The following is a 17,664-nucleotide window of genomic DNA, read 5'->3' as shown; positions in this document are numbered from 1 at the left end:
ATCCTTTTATTCCACTGAAATAAATGGATTTTTTGTGATTTTTAAATTTTTAGTTCTCTAGTTCTGCAATTTTTCAGAAGTACGAGGCCTTTGCGGTTTTTCCCTGCTGACAATTAACGGCTCCCAATGGAATTTTTATTGACGTATAGATTGACGTATAGCAATTCCAAAGGAAATTTTATTGACGTACAGCCGATAGACGCTGTCAATACCGAAAATAACCAGAAATCACAGAACAATCACATATAAACGCTCCTGCACAACAATTTCCATCGTTTTTACGACTTAATTTTCTTGAGAAAGTTCCTGTTTATATCTAAAAAATCATGGATAATTTTTGCTTGGAGACAACACATTATGTCCCTTTGACTCTTCCGAGTCCGCATAGAAATGATTTGTCCTGCCGCAGGGCGGGACCTCGAGGCTCAGCACCTCGCTCATGGGAACGAAACAAAATGATTGATTTACAGCACATCACGCAGGAATATAAAACCAGCGATGGAAAAGGCACGTTTTACGCCTGTAAAGACGTAAACGTCCATATCCGGCCTGGCGACATTTTCGGAATTATCGGCCGAAGCGGTGCCGGCAAAAGCACGCTTGTCCGCTGCATCAACCTTCTGAACCGCCCGACTCAGGGCAAAGTCATCGTTGACGGCAAAGACCTCACTCAGATGTCTGACGCGGAACTCAGAGCCGAACGCAGACAAATAGGCATGATCTTTCAGCACTTCAACCTGCTGTCCTCCCGCACGGTCTACGACAACGTCGCGCTGCCACTCGAACTCGTGAATACGCCGAAAGATAAAACCCGCGAAAAGGTCATGCCCCTGCTTGAACTGGTGGGCCTGACAGAACACGCGAATAAATATCCGTCTCAGCTCTCCGGCGGGCAAAAACAACGCGTCGGCATTGCGCGCGCCCTTTCCTCCGACCCGAAGATTCTCCTAAGCGACGAAGCAACTTCCGCGTTGGACCCGGAAACCACACAGGCCACTCTTCAGCTTTTGAAAAAAATTAATAAGGAACTCGGCCTTACCATCGTCATGATTACGCACGAAATGGACGTGGTGAAGCAAATCTGCAATCGCGTCGTTGTCATGAATAAGGGTGTGGTGGTTGAAGAAGGCGACGTCATCGACGTCTTCCGCGACCCCAAGAGCGAAGTCACTCAGGCGATGCTCGGCAGCGCGCTTGCCGCGCGATCGCTCCCGCAGCCGATGATCGCAAGAGTGAAAAAGCTGCTTCAGACGGAACGCCCCGACGGCCGCAAACTGCATCTCATGCGTCTGACCTTCGTCGGCAATTCGACTACCGACCCTGTTCTTTCAAAGGCCTGCAGCCTGTTTAACCTCGATTTCAACATCCTCCTCGGGCAGATCGACGAGATTCAAAATGAAAGTTACGGTACCTTGACGCTTGTCATAGAAGGCACTCCGGAAAACTTCAAACAAGCCGTCGACTACATTGCATCCAAGGGTGTACGCGTGGAGGAACTGACCAATGTCATCTAATATCATCAATCTTCTCTGGGAATCCTTTTTAGAAACCCTTCTGATGGTCGGTATCAGCGGCGGACTCGGCGCAGTCATCGGTATCCCGCTCGGGGTCTTCCTTTTTGTGACTTCTCCGAAAGGCATCATGCCGAAACCTTTCATGAATCGAGTGATCGGCACGATCGTTAACGCGATTCGCTCAACACCGTTCATCATTCTTCTTGTCGCGATTATCCCGTTTACCCGTTTGATCGTCGGCTCCTCCATCGGCACCGTCGCGGCGATCGTTCCGCTGACTATAGCGGCCGCTCCGTTGATCGCTCGTTTGGTAGAAACAAGCCTGCGTGAAGTCGATAAGGGCCTGGTTGAAGCGGCTCAGTCCATGGGCGCGACCAACGTCCAAATCATCACTAAGGTACTGCTTCCCGAAGCGATGCCCGGCATTCTCGCCGGCCTGACGATCGCGTTTGTTGCTCTGGTCGGAAGCTCCGCTATGGCCGGCGCCGTCGGCGGAGGCGGACTCGGCGATATGGGCATCCGCTACGGTTATCAGCGCTTCATGCCTGAAGTCATGGCCGCGGTTGTCATCATCCTCATTGTTTTCGTACAGAGTCTTCAGAGCTTTGGCGATTGGGCAGTGAGAAGAGCGTCGCACCGCTAACCCGGAAGTCATTAAGGCGGGCCTTATCGGCCCGTTTTCTTTTGTTTCAAAACGCCTGATAACCGTTCAGCATCATCGGTCCGGCTTTAAATACCTCGCCGCACAGAGCTCGCTTCATGAAACAAAATGTAAAATCTATATCTGATATTGAGAATCATTATTGTTTATGTTAAAGTGCACATATTGATAGTTACTTATCGATGTCTCCTTGGACATAGTTCATAGAGCAAATGGGGTGAAATTTCAAACGGCCGATAAAATCGGCCGTTTTTTTTAGTTTGCATTTTTATGTTTATAGTTATTGATAATCATTTTCATTTATGTTACAGTGTCATCACGTTGATAGTTCTTCTGTCGATATCTCCAAGGTCTAACCTTGAAAAATGGGGTGAAATTTTTGAAGCGGCTCAGTCTCTGGGCCGCTTTTTTTTCGCCATAAAAAAGGTGTCCTTAGGGACACCTCTTTGCGATGAGAATCGCTTAATTATTTGCCGTTAAGACGACGCAGACATCCGGTGAAGATATCAAACGCGGTTTCCAGTCCCTTTTCATCAAAATCAAACTCACGCTGATGATGCGCTGCCGTGCGGTCCGCTCCGATAACAAAGAACTCCGTCTTTCCGCCAACCGCTCTGACACGTGCGGCAAGCATCGTAAAGTCCTCCGAACAGCCGAGTTTTTTGTGATCAATCACTTTGCGGCAGCTCGGCACCTTTTCGGAAACCTCTTTGACGAGATCCGCAAGTTCCGGATCATTGAGCAGCTCCCCTGCCTCGCCGACTTTCTCAACCTCGTATTCAACGTCATAAGCAAGCGCGGTTCCCTTAACAATGCGGTTCGCCTGATCAACCATGAAATCGTTGATCTCTGCGGTTTCGCCTCTGACTTCCAGCTGAATGGAAGCATGTACCGGAATCACATTTCGACATTCACCCGCCTGCATGAGTCCCACGTTAATGCATCCTAAACCGTTGCCGTGACGCGCCATGCCTAAAAGTTCGGAAACAATGGTGCAGGCGCATGCCAGCGCGTTGCGGCCAAGCTGAGGACTCATGGTTGGATGAGCGGGCTTGCCTTTAAGACGAACATCGAGCTTTGTCGTGCAGAGAACTCCGCCCGGATAGATGCAGACTTCTCCTGTCTTGCACATCATAGCTAAATGCGCACCAAGCAGATAGTTCACATCGTCAAGCAGACCGGATGCGGCCTGAGCGGCGCCGCCTCGTACGCCCTCTTCGGCCGGCTGGAAAATCAGTTTAATCCGGCCGTTTAATTCGTCCTTATGGTCCATGATCCACTGCGCAACAGAGAGTCCGACCGCAGTGTGTCCGTCATGTCCGCAGGAATGCATCGCGCCTTCGTGCTGAGACCTGAAGCCTTCCAAATTCGGCAGATGATCTTTTCTGTCGGTTTCTTCAACTCCCACGCAGTCAATATCAAAACGAAGCGCGGTTACCGGGCCCGGTCTTCCGGTATCAAATTCCGCGACGCAGCCGGTATAACCTTCCATCCGCTCAATCAGCGCCTTGTCTACGCCTTCGGAAAGCGCTCTTTCAATACTCTTCTGCACGAATTCCTCAGAGCGGCCCATTACCGCTTCTTCAGAAATCTGCTGTCTGCCGACATAAAGCTTCCAGCCAAGAGGCTCAAGATTCTCAATGATCTTTGCCGTCGTGCAGAATTCGCCCCATCCGAGCTCCGGGATCTTATGAAGCGCCCTTCTCAGACAAACCGCTTTCTCAACATAGTTCATGTTCTGCTCCTTACTTGTTAAACCATTGCCAGCGCAACAAAGATGACCGAAACCACCATCGGAAGCGCAAGACGTTTACTCAGTTCAATCGGATTAGTAACGCCGGTCAGACCGCAGATCACGATCGCAACACCGGAGATCGGGCTCATCGTGCGGCCGAGCGCGCCGGCTAACGCAGCCATTGTTCCGAGTGTCGGGATCTGCATGCCGAAGCTTTCCGCATGCGGCGTGACAGCCTCATTGAAAGCGAACGCCGCCGCGTCTCCGGAACCCATAATCACGCCCATGACGAACGGGCCGATAGAGCCGCCCCAGCGCGCGATTTCGTTGGACTCGCGGAGCATATCGATAAAGACGGAAATAAGACCGGAGGACTTAAGGCCGGCAGCAAAAACACCCGCAGCGATAATGATGCCGAGCACTTCGCCGTAGCCGTTGCCCATGCCCGCGAAAAATCGTTTGGAGAGTTGCTGGGGATCGGCAAGAGAAACCAAAAGCGTATAAAGAACACCGACCAGCATGGCCTGCGCAACGCCCATCTTGATGAGCGGAACCCACATATTGCCGACAACCAGAATGACAACCGGGACGATCGGCGCAAGAGCCTTAAGAGGATTGACGCTGACCACGTCGCCCTGGGCGATTTCTGTTTCAACCTGACTTCCGGAACCGGGTTTGTAGTCGCCAAGCAGCAGACACATAACCGTGATGCCGACCGCCGCAATAGCACCGCAAATCAATGTGTAGTTCATGTGCACGGCAATCGTCTGAAGAACGTCAAGATTGGCCATTTTGGCGACATAGGCGTTATGAGATAAGCCCGGAGACAGCATGGATCCGAATGTTCCGCCGAGAATTGCTGCGGCGGTTCCCTGAGGACTGACGCCCGCTTTGCGCAGAAGCGGAATCATGGTCGGACCGACCGCGGCCGCGCAGCCCGCGGCTGACGGAATCGCGATACAAATAAAGTATGTGATCGCAGTCGTGCAGGGAATCAAAAACCAGCCGAGCTTACTCAGAGGAGCCGCCAGAAGTTTCACCAAATGCACATCGCATTTGGTCATCTGAACAACATAAGCAAAACCCATCGCCGAACAGATTGCCATAATGAGACCGCCGTTGGTCATCGATTTGGCAAAGGCGTTAAGTGCCTGCATCGGCTCCAGCGCCAAACAAGTCATCAGCAGACCGGCCGCAATCAGTACCAGCCGTGTCTCATACCGTTTAACAAGTGCCGCTACAGTCAAAATAACAATGACTACCGCAGCCCAGCAAGTCCAGGTCATAGATTTCTCCTTGAGGTGATTTTTATAGTTTTATTCTCATCCTCAACCATCGTTACGGTAAGATATTTAAACAGGACATTGTTTTGTTTATAACGAAACACCATGAGATTCTTAGATAAAGCCGAACTTCTTGAAACCTTCGAGCGCACCGCGGTTTTAGGCGGTTACCGAAAGGCGGCGGAAGAACTTCAAATTTCAAAAGCAACGGTCTCAAGACGCATTGCCGCGCTTGAGAGCATGCTCGGCACAAAGCTTTTTGTTCGAAGCTCGGTCGGAACGGTTTTATCGCCTTCCGGCATCTCGCTTCTTGAGAAAACCTCCGCTCTGCTTTCCCGGTTTCAAAAGCTCTCAGCCGCTCCGGATGAGGAGAGTCCCCGTCTAAGGGGAACGATTCGGGTCTCCGCCCCCTGCGCGATCGGAAACGGACTTCTGATTCCGTGGCTCACCCAATTTCGAAGAATCAACCCGGAAGTCTCTCTGGATCTGACGCTGACGCTTGGGCCGATGCACATCATTCCGCCCGAGTGCGATGTCCGCATCAACCACGGCCTTTATCCCTGCTCGAACGCCCGAATCCTCAAACTAGGAGACATGAGAAGGATGATGGTCGCCTCAGTCAGCTATCTCTCCAAATACGGCTATCCCAAAAGTCCGAAAGATCTGGAACGACATGAACTTCTCGGAGGCAACGACCTCTGCGGCGGCTCTCCTCTGGTTCTTCTAAAGGGTAATGAACGAGCGATCATTCCATACCGCCCAAGACTGAAGCTGAAGGACCATACCGCCGCAAGGACAGCTGCTCTTTGCGGCGCGGGAATCTCCGTACACGCCTTCCGCTATGACACGCTTGATCTCGTCAGAAGAGGACTGCTCATTCATGTACTGCCCGAGTGGGAACCGTCTTCTTCTCCCGTGAGCCTGCTTCTTCCGACCAAGAAGGAAGCTTCAGCGGTCACAATCGCGCTCTGTCATTTCATCGTGGAAAAATGGCAGTCCAATCCAAATCTAACGTTCTCAACAACAGACTGATATGAAAAAAGCCACTCTGCTGCAATGGAAATACTTCGTCTGCTCGGTTGAAAAAGGAAGCATGCTCGCGGCGGCCTCTATCCTCGAAACAGATGTGACACAGGTCGGAAAAGAAATCCGAGCGCTCGAGCACGTTCTGGGCGAACCCCTTTTAGAACGCTCTCCCAGCGGTGTGCGCCCGACCTGGCTTGGAGAAAGAAAATACGTGGAGGCAAAAGCGCTTCTTTCGGATTTTGACGAACTGCTTTCTCAACGGAGCGGCGAAGGAGCCGCGTCTCCTGCTATCCGAATTGCAATTCCGACAACGCTCTCGGGACTTGTTCTTCGACGTCTGGCCGAATTCGAAAAAGGAAGCACGGCTTCCCGGCTTCGCGTCGAACTCGAAACTTATATGCGCATCAGCGACATTGAACTCGAAAGCTTCGATCTGATTTTCTGTATCGACGATCTGCCCAATGTTCACTTCGTCGCTTATGAAGCCGCCGAAATTCAGTACGGTATTTTTGCGTCTCCGAAGTTCATCTCCGTGCGCGGCGCTCTAACCGAACCGGAGGCTCTGGAAACGCTTCCCCTGATCCACGGCAGTAAAAGCTCGCAGATTCTGCTTCAGAGCACTGGAGAAAGTATCGGTCTTCGAATCGAACCCCAGATCCTGGTGAATTCGCTTCAGGCCATGATCAGTTCAGCCGCCGAAGGACTTGGCGTCGCTGTCGGCATTCCGCTCTGGGCAGCCGCCGAGTTCGTCCAGCAGAAAAAGTTGGTTCGTATGCTTCCCGATTGGAAAATGCCAAGCTCAAAAGTATGGATTCTGAGACATCCTGGCAAACAGGACAGCCAACTGGAAAAACTTATTCCGTTTCTCAAGGATATTTGGAGCATAAAACCGGAATTAGCCCGCCTGCGCTAACCTTCCGCTGTGCTTTCGAGCCAGGGAGCGGCGGACTAAACGTTTCTTCGTACTTCCTTCCGTTTCCTCCGCTTTAAAAATCCGTTACAATCCTCTGCACGTCATTTGCGGGTGTAGCTCAATGGTAGAGCAGAAGCTTCCCAAGCTTACGACGGGGGTTCGATTCCCCTCACCCGCTCCAGTCTCTTGCGCATCCTCCTTTAAATTTCTGCTTTTGAGCACAAATTGTGTTTCCAAAGGCGTTCCGACCGTAATTAATTTCAAATATTGCCTAAAATTGGAGCGCAGTTATTTTTAGCATCCGAATATGAAAACACCGCTGACGCCTGAACAAATCGAAGAATTAAAGAAAAAACATATCCGCAGTTTCTGTATGAGACGCGGACATATCAGCAGCGCACAGGAAAAAGCTCTAGAAGAACTCCTGCCGCTCTACCAAATTCAGTACGATCCGAATACCAAGCTGTCCTCTAAAGAGATTTTCGGCAACGACAATCCTGTTGTTCTTGAAATCGGCTGCGGTATGGGCGAAACGACCGCCGCAATCGCCCAGGCGCACCCGGAAATCAACTTCATCGGCTGCGAAGTTTTTGCCGCCGGAGTCGGCGCGCTCTCCAAACGCATCCGCGACATGGACCTCAAGAACATCCGTATCTTCCGACACGACGCGGTTGAAGTCGTCAGAGACATGATTGAAGACAACACGCTCGCAGGCGTGCATATCTTCTTCCCGGATCCCTGGCGCAAGGCTCGTCACCACAAGCGCAGACTCATCAACGATGCGTTCATGAAACTGCTTGTTCCCAAAATTAAGACGGGCGGTTACTTCCACAGCGCCACCGACTGGGAAAATTATGCCGAACAGATGCTGGAGGTTTTGAGCCGCACTGAAGGACTCAAAAACCTGCACGAGGGCGCTGCGCCGGAACCCAAGAATCCGCTGATCGACCGTCCGACAACCAAATTCAATGAGCGCGGAAATCGCCTCGGACACGGCTGCTGGGACTTCGTGTTCATCAAACAGTAAAGAAAAATGCTCTCCTGCGCCTCTCTGCTCTGCATATTTGCGGGCGGCGCGCTCGGCGCAGGCTGCCGAGCGCTCGCCTACATGCTGATCAAAACGCCGAAAAACGGATTTGCGACCGCCACTCTGACGGTCAACATCATCGGATGTCTGCTGCTTGGATGGATTCTTGCTCATGCAGAAGATCTGCCGCAAAATCATTTAGCGGCGCTTCAGGCCGGATTTTGCGCAAGTTTGACGACTTTCTCCACCTTCGCGGTCGATCTTGCGAAAGCGATCCTCAAAGGTAATTGGAAAATCGCTTCAGCCGAGACGCTCCTTAACGCAGCGCTTTGCCCTGCGGCTGTATTTATCGGATTGTGGGCAGGCGCGTTATGAAGCTGCGTGTTTTAACTTTATTGACAGCGGCCCTGTTCGGCGCGCTCGGTGCCGCGCTTCGGGTTTTTACAGAAAACGATCTGCTCTCAGACTTTTCTTCCGAAGCCGCGCTCATCCTCATCAATGTGGTCGGATCTGCCTGCCTCGGCGCCATTACAGTCTATTGCGAAGAAAGACCTGCCTCTTGTCTGAACTTTTTGCTGAATAAAGGCGTCGGCACCGGACTGCTCGGTTCCTTTACAACGTTTTCCGCCTTATCACTGCTCTGCCTGAATCACGACTTCGTTTCAGGCACCTGCTATATGGCGCTGAGCATCACACTCGGAGCAGCTGCCGCTCTTGCCGCAATGCGGCTCTCAAAGCGGCTGCTGCAGAACACCTACCACTGAACCAGCCCGGTCCACCAAGTCAGAAGAATGACACCGCCAAAGAGGATTCGGTACCAACCGAACGCGGAGAAATCATGTTTGGCAACGTAGTGCAGAAGCCAACGGACCACGGCAAGTGCCGAGAAAAAAGACACAACAAAACCGACGCCAATCGTCGGCAGGCTCTGAGCGGTTAATAATTCACGAGACTCCCAAAGCTCATAAACCGTCGCGCCGAAGATCGTCGGAATCGCGAGGAAGAAGGAAAACTCGGTCGCAGCTGTCCTGGACAGACCGATCACAAGACCACCGATAATTGTGGCTCCGGAACGACTGGTACCCGGGATCATGGCTAAGCACTGTAAGAAACCGACCTTCAAGGCGTCTCTCCAGCTCATGTCATCCATTGAAGCGACGCGCGGACGATACGATTTCTTATCCTGATAGCGCTCAACAATCAAAATGATGACGCCGCCAATCACAAGAGCCGCGGCAACGGAAACCGGATTGAAGAGCCAGGCTTTGATGTACTTAGCAACCAAAACCCCGATTACAGCCGCAGGCAGGAACGCAATAACCGTATTGGCGGCAAGCCTCTGCTGCACTTTTTCGGAAAAGAGACCGAGACAAATGTCGATCAGACGACGGCGATAATGCCAGCACACCGCAAATATAGCGCCTGCCTGAATAGCGATATAAAAAGTATCGGCCTCCGCTCCGGTGTAATCCAGAAGACTGCCTGCGACAATCAAGTGTCCGGTAGATGAAACAGGAAGAAACTCGGTAAGACCTTCCACAACGCCGAGAATCACGGCCTTAAGATAAAGAATCCAGTCCATTGCTGCAAAGCCTTTAATCAGTGCTTATTGAAGTGTTTTTCAAGAATCGGCCGAATCGCCTTCTTCTGCTCATCGGTGAGAGAACCGAAGAACTCATCGCCAAGATGAGCGCAGTAGTTTCGTTCCGTAATTGAACCCATGCCGCAGCGATATACCTCAAAGAGCGTGCGAGAATTCAGGGTCTTTTCCGGAATTTTCAAAGCAGTCAGGTCCTGCTTAAATTCGACAAACCCTGCCTGATCAATCTTCAGCTGCGCTTCTTCGTTTTCCGCACTCTGCTGAAAACGCATGAAGGCGCCCACGGCAACAACGAGAATAAATGCAAAAGCGACCCATGGGGATCGGCTGCGGGAAAAGATAAGCATGGAAAAACACGGCTAATTAATACAGGCCGCTATGATAACAGCGCTCATCGCGTCCTTGAGACAAGAAACGTCACAAAGAGTACGTTATCTGATCCGGAAAGCCGCCTTCGGACGCGAACGAAGCTCCGCATAAATAAACAGGACAATGCCGCTCCAAATGAAACACAGCGGAATCAGCCTGCTTTCGTCAAACGGTTCATTAAAGAAAACCAGGCCGACTAAAAGCGTCAGAATCGGATTTAAGTACTGAGTAAACCCGAGGATCGACATCGGCAGATAATTGGCGGCCGCCGAAAATAAGATCATGGGGACTGATGTGACAAGACCGACACTGATCAAAAGCCAGGTGATCTGCGTTCCGCCCGCAATAAAAGCGCCCTGACCTGTCGTCCATAGGTAGTACAAATATGCGCACGCAAACGGAAGCATGAGAGAAGCTTCCAATAAATTGCTGACCCACGGATCGATACCGAGACGCTTTTTAAATACACCATAAAGCGCCCACGTGGAAGAGACGCCAAGAGCGATCCAGGGAATGCGTCCGAACGTGTAAATCATAAGGAGCACTCCGATCGCAGGCAGAATTACGCTGACCCATTTAAGTCGGGAAAGCGTCTCGCGGAAAAAGATGACGCCGAGTACTACGGAAATCAGGGGCGTAAGAAACATACCGATGCCGAGCTCCACCACCTGATTAATGCTGACGGAATAGACATTGATCCACCAGTTCACCGCAGCCAGAACCGCAGCCATAAAGAGGTTAAAGAGCTGAATCTTGCTGCGGACAACTCCTCTAACCGTACTTTTAATCACTTCCAAACGGCCGAGCAGAAGCAAAAGCGCAGAAATAATTAAAAGCGACCAAAGAACGCGGTGTCCGATGACTTCCCAGCCTCGGACATGTCCGAAGAGCGCCCAGTACAGAGGCATGAAGCCCCAGCATAGATAAGCGCCGAACGATGCGGCAAGACCTTTTACCTGATTATTCATATGGGTCGCAGACTGTGGTGGATTTGAAGCTGTGCTTAGTCTAACAACCTAACGTTCGCTTAAACGTTTTTCTCTTCGGACAAGAGCCGCTCAGGCTGCAGGCCTTTGATCAGATCCGCTTCAATCGGAGCGGGTTCACCGAACATTTCAGCTTCAATCAGACGGGCTCCGATCTCGCAAAAGACGGATCCGCGTGAACCCATCGCGCAGCTCATATACAAATCTTCCGCATGCGGAACTTTTCCGATCACCGGTCTGCGGTCTGAGGCGACACAGCGAAAGCCTTCGTAAAAGCCCAGCCCCTGCGCCTTCGGTATCTGTGGGAACAGCCCCTGCATATGAGAAAGGTTTTTGGAATGCGCCTGAGCCGCCTCAAGCTGCTTATCCGCGCTTTCATAGGTCGCCCCGATGCCGCACCATCCGTCCGGCGCATGAATTAGGTAACCGGGACCGGTGACAGCGCCTTCAAATCCGGCTGTCGCCTCGGGGCTAAGAAGTGTGAGTCTTCCTTTCCACTGATCAAGAGAAATCGGAAGACCCGACAAACGGGCAGAATCATGAGCCGCGCATAAAACCGCACTTTCCGCTGAAGCAATCGGTGCGCCAAAAGTGTCAAAGGCGGTCCACAGACCGTTTTGACGCTCTAAACGATCAACACGCATATTTAAGATCACCGGAGTTCTGAGGCGATTTACGCGCTCACGCACCCAGGTTGCGATCGACACAATACCGGCTCCGCCATGCATCAGTCCGCCGAAGCGCGGCTGATAACCGAGCCGCTCAAGGACTTCTTCCGTATCCGCTAAACGCAGAAAAGTTCTCGGAAAATGAAACGGTTTGCCGCGCTCGAACCAATGCTGCCAGCGCGCAAGCTCTTCTACGTCACGCGCCATCTGAAAGAGTCCGTTCAGTTCGCTGTAGCCAGGATAGCGTTTTAACGTGTCCTGAAGCATAAACAGCCCGCTGCGGGACAGTCTGAACAAAAAGTTATCGTCTGCCGAAGGCTGCGCGTGCGCCACACCCCAGCGGATCGCAGATGCGCCGCCCGCGGGCACGAAAGACGTATCGATAATCGTGACATTCAATCCGCGCGCATGCAGCCGTTCAGCGGCGGCAGCGCCCGCAAGTCCGGCACCAATCACCAGAACAGAGCGCGGTACACGCTTCGGACGATCAAAGGGCAGTGCCGCTCGGCGATACGAAAAACGCGGCGCATACCTCCCTACCGTCATCTGCGACTTATGTCCGAATCCGACCGTCTTTTGAACATCAAAACCGGACTCCATAAAGCTTCGACGTACGTCGGAAGCGACGCACCAGGTAGACAGCACTGAACCCTCTCTCGCATGAGCGGCAAGAGACTTCAAAAGCTTCGGCTGCCACATGGCAGGATTCTTTTTGGGAGAGAAACCATCCGGGAAAAACGCATCAAAACTGCAGGCAAGCTGCTTTGCGGCCTGAAGCGCTTCAGAAAAATACAGCGTCAGAACAACTTTGCCTTCGTCAAAGAAAATCTGATGCACGCCGGGCGTGAGTACGGGCCATTTTTCTGCAAGCTCCTTGGCTTCCGTCTTAAGTTCGACAGAGCAGTAGCGCTCTAAATCCTGCGCGGAAAGCGGAAAGCCTTCAATCGCTGTGTAGAGCAGTCTTTCGCATCGCTGAGGGTCTTCTCTCCAAGCTCTTAATACGGTAAGAAAATTCGTGCCCAGGCCAAAACCGTTTTCCAATATGACGAACTGATCCTTGCCCTGCCAACGCTCGGGAAGACCGCACCCGCCCAAAAAAACAAAACGGGCCTGCTGATAGGCACCGTCTCTTGAAGCATAAATATCCGAGAACTCGGGGCTGTACGGACAGCCCCGATTATCTCTCTGAATTTTCCCTGAGGAAATCATCAGCTCTTTAAGGGTTTAAAGCGCAGACGATGCGGTATCGCGTCATCACCAAGACGACGCTTCTTGTCTTCTTCATACTCGGTGTAGTTGCCGGCGAAGAATTCAACCTTAGAGTCTCCTTCAAACGCGAGAATGTGCGTAGCGATTCGGTCAAGGAACCAGCGGTCATGAGAAATAACCATCGCGCAGCCCGCAAATTCCAGCAGAGCTTCTTCCAGCGCACGCAGTGTTTCCACGTCCAGGTCGTTTGACGGTTCGTCAAGCAGAAGCACATTGCCGCCCGCAAGAAGTGTCTTGGCCATATGCAGTCTTCCGCGCTCGCCGCCCGAAAGCGTACCGACAATCTTCTGCTGATCGCCGCCCTTGAAGTTAAAGCGGCCGAGATAGGCGCGGCTCGGCATTTCAAACTTGCCGACCTTCAGAATATCCAGTCCGTCGGATACCGCTTCCCAAACCGTCTTATCGTTCGGCAGGGATTCACGCGTCTGAGAAACTGCGCTGATCTTAACGGTCGGTCCGATATCAATTTCACCGGAATCCGGCTTTTCCTGTCCGAGAATCATCTTGAAGAGCGTGGACTTACCGGCACCGTTCGGGCCGATCACGCCGACAATCGCTCCGGGCGGAATCGTAAAGCTCAGATCGTCAATCAGGAGACGATCGCCAAAGCCCTTGGAAACATGCTTGAACTCAATAACTTTATCGCCGAGGCGGTCTGCCACCGGAATAAAGATTTCATTGGTTTCATTGCGTCTCTGATATTCGTAGCTCGACATCTCTTCAAAGCGATTCAGACGAGCTTTGCTCTTTGCCTGACGGCCCTTGGCGTTCTGACGGACCCATTCCAATTCGTGCTTCATCGCCTTGATGCGGGCGTCTTCCTTGCGCTGTTCAAGTTCTAGGCGCTGTTCCTTCTGATCAAGCCAGGAAGAGTAATTGCCTTTCCAAGGAATACCGTGACCGCGGTCCAGTTCAAGAATCCACTCTGCGGCGTTATCAAGGAAGTAGCGGTCGTGCGTGACAGCGACCACCGTTCCCGGGAAGTGTTGCAGGAACTGCTCGAGCCAATCCACGCTTTCCGCGTCTAAATGGTTCGTCGGCTCATCAAGAAGCAGCATGTCGGGCTTGGACAGAAGCAGACGGCAGAGCGCGACACGGCGCTTTTCACCGCCGGAGAGGTTTCCGATCTTTGCGTCCCAGGGCGGAAGACGAAGCGCGTCGGCGGCGATTTCCATCTGGGTTTCCGCATTTGTGCCGGCAGAAGCGATAATGGCTTCCAAACGGGCCTGCTCAGCGGCTAGCGCGTCAAAATCCGCATCCGGTTCTGCATAAGCGTCGTAAATCTTGTTGAGTTTTTCCTGAGCGGAAAATACGTCGCCAAGACCCTCTTCAACCGTCTCACGGACGGTTTTCTCCGGATCCAGTACCGGCTCCTGCGGGAGATATCCGATATTGAGACCCGGCATCGGGATGGCTTCGCCTTCGATCTCCGTGTCCACGCCTGCCATAATTTTCAGCAGAGTGGATTTACCCGCGCCGTTCAGACCGAGCACGCCGATCTTGGCTCCGGGGAAAAAAGACAGAGAAATGTCTTTCAGAATCTCTCGTTTGGGCGGAACAATCTTTCCGACCCTGTTCATGGTGTAAACAAACTGTGCCATATCTAAAAAGTTAATTGTGTAATTCGTGATTAGTCGTCAATCGGCTTGCCGTGCTTGGCATGGCGTTTTTTGACGCCCATGTATCCCTTGAGGACCCAAAGTTTGCGAAGCTTTGAAATTCGCTCGTTTTCCTTTTCTCGAAACTCGCCCATCTCTTTGGGCAGATATTTCTTCCATTTTTTGTACACGCCGCCCATATCCATGTCTTCCATGAATGAACGGAGTTTTTTAGGCAGGCCGTTGGTGTGCACACTCGCCTGAAAATCGATCAGAGCGGGTTTCCCGTCGGGCGTCATGACCCAATTGCTCGTTCCGCGGGTATCGAGGTGTACCAAATCCCGCTGATGAATCGCATTGATAATCGCTTCGCACTGCTCAAGATATTCAGCAGTGACTTCTTCTTCCGGCACGCGGGCAAGCACTCTTCCGGGGATGTACTGTACCGCAAGCGTGTAGTCGTCCAGCATAAAAGCTTTGTTGGGAACGCCTTCCAAACCCGCCAGCTTTTTGATCGCCTTGAGCTCTCGCCACAGGACCAGCTTGGCAAAGCTGTTTTTGACCAGCCAGTGCCGATTAGAAAAATCTTTGATTGTCCAGCGCTCTCCGTTGACCTCTGCAACAGAAACGCAGGCGTTTCCCCAACGGCCGTCTCTTAAAAGCTTTACGTCGGCTTTTTTAAGATCCTCACGGGTAAACGGTAAGTTTTTCTTGCTTGACATTCGTATCCAATTAATTCAAAAGAGCAAGCTCGACAGCCTGCTCCTTTTGATTTATGCGGTTTCTTCGTTATCTTCTTCACTCTTCGGTTTACCGAAGATGGCACACAGCCATATACCGACTTGGTAAAGAATCACCAGCGGCAGCGCCAGAAGCATCTGCGACAGAACATCCGGCGGCGTGAAAATCGCGGCGATAACAAACGCGCCGACCACCATATAGGGGCGAGCCTTCTTGAGCTTATCAATCGAAGTGATGCCCATACGATTGAGCACAACCACCACAATCGGAACCTCAAAGGTAACGCCGAAAGCCAGGAACAGCGCTAAAACGAAACTGAAATAAGAATCAATATCCGGCGCGAAGTTCACCGAGTTCGGAGAGAAGCCAGCGATGAACTGGAAGACCATACGGAAAACAATGAAATAGCAATAAGCCATTCCAAGGAAGAACATGACCAGGCTCGAAATAATAATCGGCGCGGCAAGTTTCTTTTCTTTTCTGTAAAGCCCCGGCGCCACAAATCCCCACAGTTGCCAAAGCACGTAGGGAAGCGCGATAACAAAGGCGACGAAAAGCGTGACCTTCAGCGGGACCATGAACGGCGCAATAACGCCCGTTGCCAGAAGTTTGGCGCCCTGAGGCAGCGCGACCATGAGCGGTTTGCTCAAATAGTCAAAAATCTGCTTCATAAAGGGCGACAGACATGCGAAAACCAGCAGAATAGCAATCGCCATGCGCACTAGGCGGGAACGAAGTTCTACCAAATGGGCGACAAGTGTCTGCTCTTTGTCGTCCTCCGGACCGTCCGGCAGTTCAGCTAAATCCTTATCACTCATGACGAAATGCGAGTTCTATTAGTGTGGCTGTTCGGAGCGAAACGTCCGGCCGTATGAATTCTGGGGTTAAGACGCGGATGAGTCCTGCGGCGCGGTTCTGATTCAACACGGGAATAACCGCGTCTGACACGCTGAGCCGGAGCAAAAGACGCACGAGCGGAAATTTGTTTCTTCAGATCCGCAAGCTCGCGTCTCAGTTCGGCAAGCGCATCTTCCGACGGCTGAGCGGCGGCCACGGGCTGGATATCTTCCGCCTTCGGCGCAGGACCCTGCAGCTCCTGAGGCACGGCCTGAGTCTGCTCGATTCCGGTTTCATGCCAATTGAACGCGCTCTCAAGCGAAGAAGTATCGATCTGACGATCCAGATCGCCCCAATCTCCGACTTCTGCAGGCTTTACAGCCTCTTCGGGCTTCTGCTCAATAATGTTTTCCATCGAGAGTTCTGCCTTGGGAGACGTGGAGTCCATCCAGCTGTCTTTAATGTCTTTGGTTGCGGAATCCACCTGCGACTTAAGATCCTGACCTGCATTGTTCACAGAGTCGGATACTTCTTTGACCTGCTTTTCAATCTGATCTGTCGTGTTCTTCAGATTAGATTGAAGATCTGCCGCCATCTTGCGGGCGTCTTCCTGAATTTTTTTCAGCTCGGAAAGCTCGACCTCTTTATCGATGTCGTTCTTTACCTGTGAAACAAAACGCTGAGCACGCCCCATCAGTGTGCCAGCGGTTTTTGCTACCTGAGGAAGCTTATCGGGACCGAGTACGACTAAAGCAACAGCCGCAATCAGCCCGATTTCCCCCATACTGAAATCAAGCATAAGCGCTCAATCCCATTAGGCCTGTTTCTGATCGGCAGGAGCAGTCTCTTTAGCTGCAGCGGCATCAGCCTTCTGTTCAACCTGCTGCGGTTTCTGCGGTTCGTCCTGAGCTTCTTTCATACCTTCCTTGAAGCCTTTGACCGCACCGCCGAGGTCTTTACCCATGTTCTTAAGCTTGCTCGTACCGAAAATCAGAACAACAATGACCAGAACAACAAGCCAATGCCAAATAGAGAGGGAACCCATGTTTAACTCCTAGAGTTTCTGCCAGGGGCGCGGGCCGCCCAAGACATGTACGTGAATGTGATTTATTTCCTGACCGCCGTCATGACCGGTGTTGATGACAACGCGGAATCCATTATTTGCACCGGCTTCTTTAGCCAGAACAGGCGCTAAGGCCAGCATTTTACCTAAAAGCGGCTCTTCTGACTTGCCCATGACCGCCAAAGAATCAAAATGCTGTTTCGGAATAATTAAAAGATGAACCGGAGCCGCAGGATGAATATCCTTGAACGCTACCACGTCATCATCTTCATAAACCTTCTGAGAGGGAATCTCTCCTCGGGCGATTTTGCAGAAAAGACAATCTTCCTTTTGCATACACTACTCCGTTAACTTCTATTATTGTTCAAGAAAAA

At 51.8% G+C, this 17,664-nt stretch carries 19 protein-coding genes and 1 tRNA gene; 8 read left to right on the top strand and 12 right to left on the bottom strand.

The features are described 5' to 3' along the window. Window positions 1-455: 455 nt before the first annotated feature. The gene (locus tag E5987_RS09535) at window positions 456-1,514 is read left to right on the top strand and encodes a methionine ABC transporter ATP-binding protein (RefSeq protein ID WP_160335857.1); all 1,059 of its coding nucleotides are present in this window, start codon (window positions 456-458) and stop codon (window positions 1,512-1,514) included. Then, complete coding sequence (locus E5987_RS09530) at window positions 1,504-2,157, top strand: methionine ABC transporter permease (protein WP_160335856.1); 654 nt, start codon at window positions 1,504-1,506, stop codon at window positions 2,155-2,157. Before E5987_RS09535 ends, E5987_RS09530 begins: the two co-directional genes overlap by 11 nt. A 484-nt stretch (window positions 2,158-2,641) precedes the next feature. On the opposite strand, the gene E5987_RS09525 is transcribed toward E5987_RS09530, so the two are convergent. Both E5987_RS09525 and dcuC read right to left on the bottom strand, forming a co-directional pair. Then, window positions 2,642-3,910, bottom strand: a complete 1,269-nt coding sequence (locus tag E5987_RS09525) for an amidohydrolase (RefSeq protein ID WP_160335855.1) — start codon at window positions 3,908-3,910, stop codon at window positions 2,642-2,644. A 17-nt stretch (window positions 3,911-3,927) separates the two neighbouring features. Further along, entirely contained in the window at window positions 3,928-5,196 is a 1,269-nt protein-coding gene (gene dcuC / locus E5987_RS09520) for a C4-dicarboxylate transporter DcuC (protein ID WP_160335854.1), read from the bottom strand. A gap of 102 nt (window positions 5,197-5,298) precedes the next feature. On the opposite strand from dcuC, the gene E5987_RS09515 reads away from it, so the two are divergent. The 6 genes from E5987_RS09515 to E5987_RS09490 all read left to right on the top strand — a co-directional run bounded on the left by E5987_RS09515 (window position 5,299) and on the right by E5987_RS09490 (window position 8,923). Beyond that, the gene (locus E5987_RS09515; RefSeq protein WP_160335853.1) at window positions 5,299-6,225 is read left to right on the top strand and encodes a LysR family transcriptional regulator; all 927 of its coding nucleotides are present in this window, start codon (window positions 5,299-5,301) and stop codon (window positions 6,223-6,225) included. A gap of 1 nt (window position 6,226) precedes the next feature. Further along, window positions 6,227-7,132: a LysR family transcriptional regulator gene (locus E5987_RS09510; RefSeq protein ID WP_160335852.1), complete on the top strand. Its 906-nt coding sequence runs from the start codon at window positions 6,227-6,229 to the stop codon at window positions 7,130-7,132. A gap of 107 nt (window positions 7,133-7,239) precedes the next feature. Next, window positions 7,240-7,313, top strand: a tRNA-Gly gene (locus tag E5987_RS09505). A gap of 126 nt (window positions 7,314-7,439) precedes the next feature. Continuing rightward, entirely contained in the window at window positions 7,440-8,159 is a 720-nt protein-coding gene (gene trmB, locus E5987_RS09500; RefSeq protein ID WP_160335851.1) for a tRNA (guanosine(46)-N7)-methyltransferase TrmB, read from the top strand. A 6-nt stretch (window positions 8,160-8,165) separates the two neighbouring features. Beyond that, window positions 8,166-8,534, top strand: a complete 369-nt coding sequence (locus E5987_RS09495) for a fluoride efflux transporter FluC (protein WP_160335850.1) — start codon at window positions 8,166-8,168, stop codon at window positions 8,532-8,534. Beyond that, window positions 8,531-8,923 carry a fluoride efflux transporter FluC gene (locus E5987_RS09490; protein WP_160335849.1) on the top strand — a complete coding sequence of 131 codons (393 nt, stop codon included), beginning with the start codon at window positions 8,531-8,533 and terminating at the stop codon, window positions 8,921-8,923. The genes E5987_RS09495 and E5987_RS09490 overlap by 4 nt, the downstream gene beginning before the upstream one ends. Here the strand turns inward: E5987_RS09490 and E5987_RS09485 are convergent. From E5987_RS09485 to E5987_RS09440, 10 genes are all read right to left on the bottom strand, one after another. After that, window positions 8,914-9,741 (bottom strand): undecaprenyl-diphosphate phosphatase, encoded by an 828-nt coding sequence (locus tag E5987_RS09485; protein WP_160335848.1) that lies wholly within the window; start codon window positions 9,739-9,741, stop codon window positions 8,914-8,916. The genes E5987_RS09490 and E5987_RS09485 overlap by 10 nt on opposite strands. A gap of 17 nt (window positions 9,742-9,758) precedes the next feature. Then, the gene (locus E5987_RS09480) at window positions 9,759-10,106 is read right to left on the bottom strand and encodes a hypothetical protein (protein WP_160335847.1); all 348 of its coding nucleotides are present in this window, start codon (window positions 10,104-10,106) and stop codon (window positions 9,759-9,761) included. An 84-nt stretch (window positions 10,107-10,190) separates the two neighbouring features. Further along, window positions 10,191-11,096, bottom strand: a complete 906-nt coding sequence (gene rarD, locus E5987_RS09475; RefSeq protein ID WP_160335846.1) for an EamA family transporter RarD — start codon at window positions 11,094-11,096, stop codon at window positions 10,191-10,193. Window positions 11,097-11,155: 59 nt separating this feature from the next. Continuing rightward, the gene (mnmC2, locus tag E5987_RS09470) at window positions 11,156-12,991 is read right to left on the bottom strand and encodes a tRNA (5-methylaminomethyl-2-thiouridine)(34)-methyltransferase MnmC2 (RefSeq protein WP_237178789.1); all 1,836 of its coding nucleotides are present in this window, start codon (window positions 12,989-12,991) and stop codon (window positions 11,156-11,158) included. Further along, entirely contained in the window at window positions 12,991-14,652 is a 1,662-nt protein-coding gene (gene ettA / locus E5987_RS09465; RefSeq protein WP_160335845.1) for an energy-dependent translational throttle protein EttA, read from the bottom strand. Before ettA ends, mnmC2 begins: the two co-directional genes overlap by 1 nt. A gap of 29 nt (window positions 14,653-14,681) precedes the next feature. Further along, window positions 14,682-15,371, bottom strand: coding sequence for a BUD32 family EKC/KEOPS complex subunit (locus E5987_RS09460; RefSeq protein WP_160335844.1), 690 nt, complete (start codon window positions 15,369-15,371; stop codon window positions 14,682-14,684). A gap of 51 nt (window positions 15,372-15,422) precedes the next feature. Further along, complete coding sequence (tatC, locus tag E5987_RS09455; RefSeq protein WP_160335843.1) at window positions 15,423-16,208, bottom strand: twin-arginine translocase subunit TatC; 786 nt, start codon at window positions 16,206-16,208, stop codon at window positions 15,423-15,425. Further along, on the bottom strand, window positions 16,205-17,026 hold the full coding sequence (gene tatB / locus E5987_RS09450) for a Sec-independent protein translocase protein TatB (protein WP_160335842.1): 822 nt from the start codon (window positions 17,024-17,026) through the stop codon (window positions 16,205-16,207). Before tatB ends, tatC begins: the two co-directional genes overlap by 4 nt. A 15-nt stretch (window positions 17,027-17,041) precedes the next feature. Next, window positions 17,042-17,272, bottom strand: a complete 231-nt coding sequence (tatA, locus tag E5987_RS09445; RefSeq protein ID WP_160335841.1) for a Sec-independent protein translocase subunit TatA — start codon at window positions 17,270-17,272, stop codon at window positions 17,042-17,044. A 9-nt stretch (window positions 17,273-17,281) separates the two neighbouring features. Further along, complete coding sequence (locus E5987_RS09440; protein ID WP_160335840.1) at window positions 17,282-17,626, bottom strand: histidine triad nucleotide-binding protein; 345 nt, start codon at window positions 17,624-17,626, stop codon at window positions 17,282-17,284. Window positions 17,627-17,664: the final 38 nt, after the last annotated feature.

Origin of the sequence: Parasutterella muris, assembly GCF_009767915.1 — a bacterium.
Taxonomy (GTDB): domain Bacteria; phylum Pseudomonadota; class Gammaproteobacteria; order Burkholderiales; family Burkholderiaceae_F; genus Parasutterella; species Parasutterella muris.
This window is presented reverse-complemented; position numbering and strand designations above follow the sequence as displayed.

Coding starts and splice junctions, on each gene's coding strand:
- mnmC2 (WP_237178789.1), bottom strand. CDS start 12,991: ATGATTTCCTCAGGGAAAATTCAGAGAGATAATCGGGGCTGTCCGTAC.
- tatB (WP_160335842.1), bottom strand. CDS start 17,026: ATGCTTGATTTCAGTATGGGGGAAATCGGGCTGATTGCGGCTGTTGCT.
- E5987_RS09495 (WP_160335850.1), top strand. CDS start 8,166: ATGCTCTCCTGCGCCTCTCTGCTCTGCATATTTGCGGGCGGCGCGCTC.
- E5987_RS09515 (WP_160335853.1), top strand. CDS start 5,299: ATGAGATTCTTAGATAAAGCCGAACTTCTTGAAACCTTCGAGCGCACC.
- E5987_RS09490 (WP_160335849.1), top strand. CDS start 8,531: ATGAAGCTGCGTGTTTTAACTTTATTGACAGCGGCCCTGTTCGGCGCG.
- E5987_RS09460 (WP_160335844.1), bottom strand. CDS start 15,371: ATGTCAAGCAAGAAAAACTTACCGTTTACCCGTGAGGATCTTAAAAAA.
- ettA (WP_160335845.1), bottom strand. CDS start 14,652: ATGGCACAGTTTGTTTACACCATGAACAGGGTCGGAAAGATTGTTCCG.
- E5987_RS09480 (WP_160335847.1), bottom strand. CDS start 10,106: ATGCTTATCTTTTCCCGCAGCCGATCCCCATGGGTCGCTTTTGCATTT.
- E5987_RS09485 (WP_160335848.1), bottom strand. CDS start 9,741: ATGGACTGGATTCTTTATCTTAAGGCCGTGATTCTCGGCGTTGTGGAA.
- E5987_RS09510 (WP_160335852.1), top strand. CDS start 6,227: ATGAAAAAAGCCACTCTGCTGCAATGGAAATACTTCGTCTGCTCGGTT.
- rarD (WP_160335846.1), bottom strand. CDS start 11,096: ATGAATAATCAGGTAAAAGGTCTTGCCGCATCGTTCGGCGCTTATCTA.
- E5987_RS09440 (WP_160335840.1), bottom strand. CDS start 17,626: ATGCAAAAGGAAGATTGTCTTTTCTGCAAAATCGCCCGAGGAGAGATT.
- E5987_RS09530 (WP_160335856.1), top strand. CDS start 1,504: ATGTCATCTAATATCATCAATCTTCTCTGGGAATCCTTTTTAGAAACC.
- E5987_RS09535 (WP_160335857.1), top strand. CDS start 456: ATGATTGATTTACAGCACATCACGCAGGAATATAAAACCAGCGATGGA.
- tatA (WP_160335841.1), bottom strand. CDS start 17,272: ATGGGTTCCCTCTCTATTTGGCATTGGCTTGTTGTTCTGGTCATTGTT.
- trmB (WP_160335851.1), top strand. CDS start 7,440: ATGAAAACACCGCTGACGCCTGAACAAATCGAAGAATTAAAGAAAAAA.
- tatC (WP_160335843.1), bottom strand. CDS start 16,208: ATGAGTGATAAGGATTTAGCTGAACTGCCGGACGGTCCGGAGGACGAC.
- dcuC (WP_160335854.1), bottom strand. CDS start 5,196: ATGACCTGGACTTGCTGGGCTGCGGTAGTCATTGTTATTTTGACTGTA.
- E5987_RS09525 (WP_160335855.1), bottom strand. CDS start 3,910: ATGAACTATGTTGAGAAAGCGGTTTGTCTGAGAAGGGCGCTTCATAAG.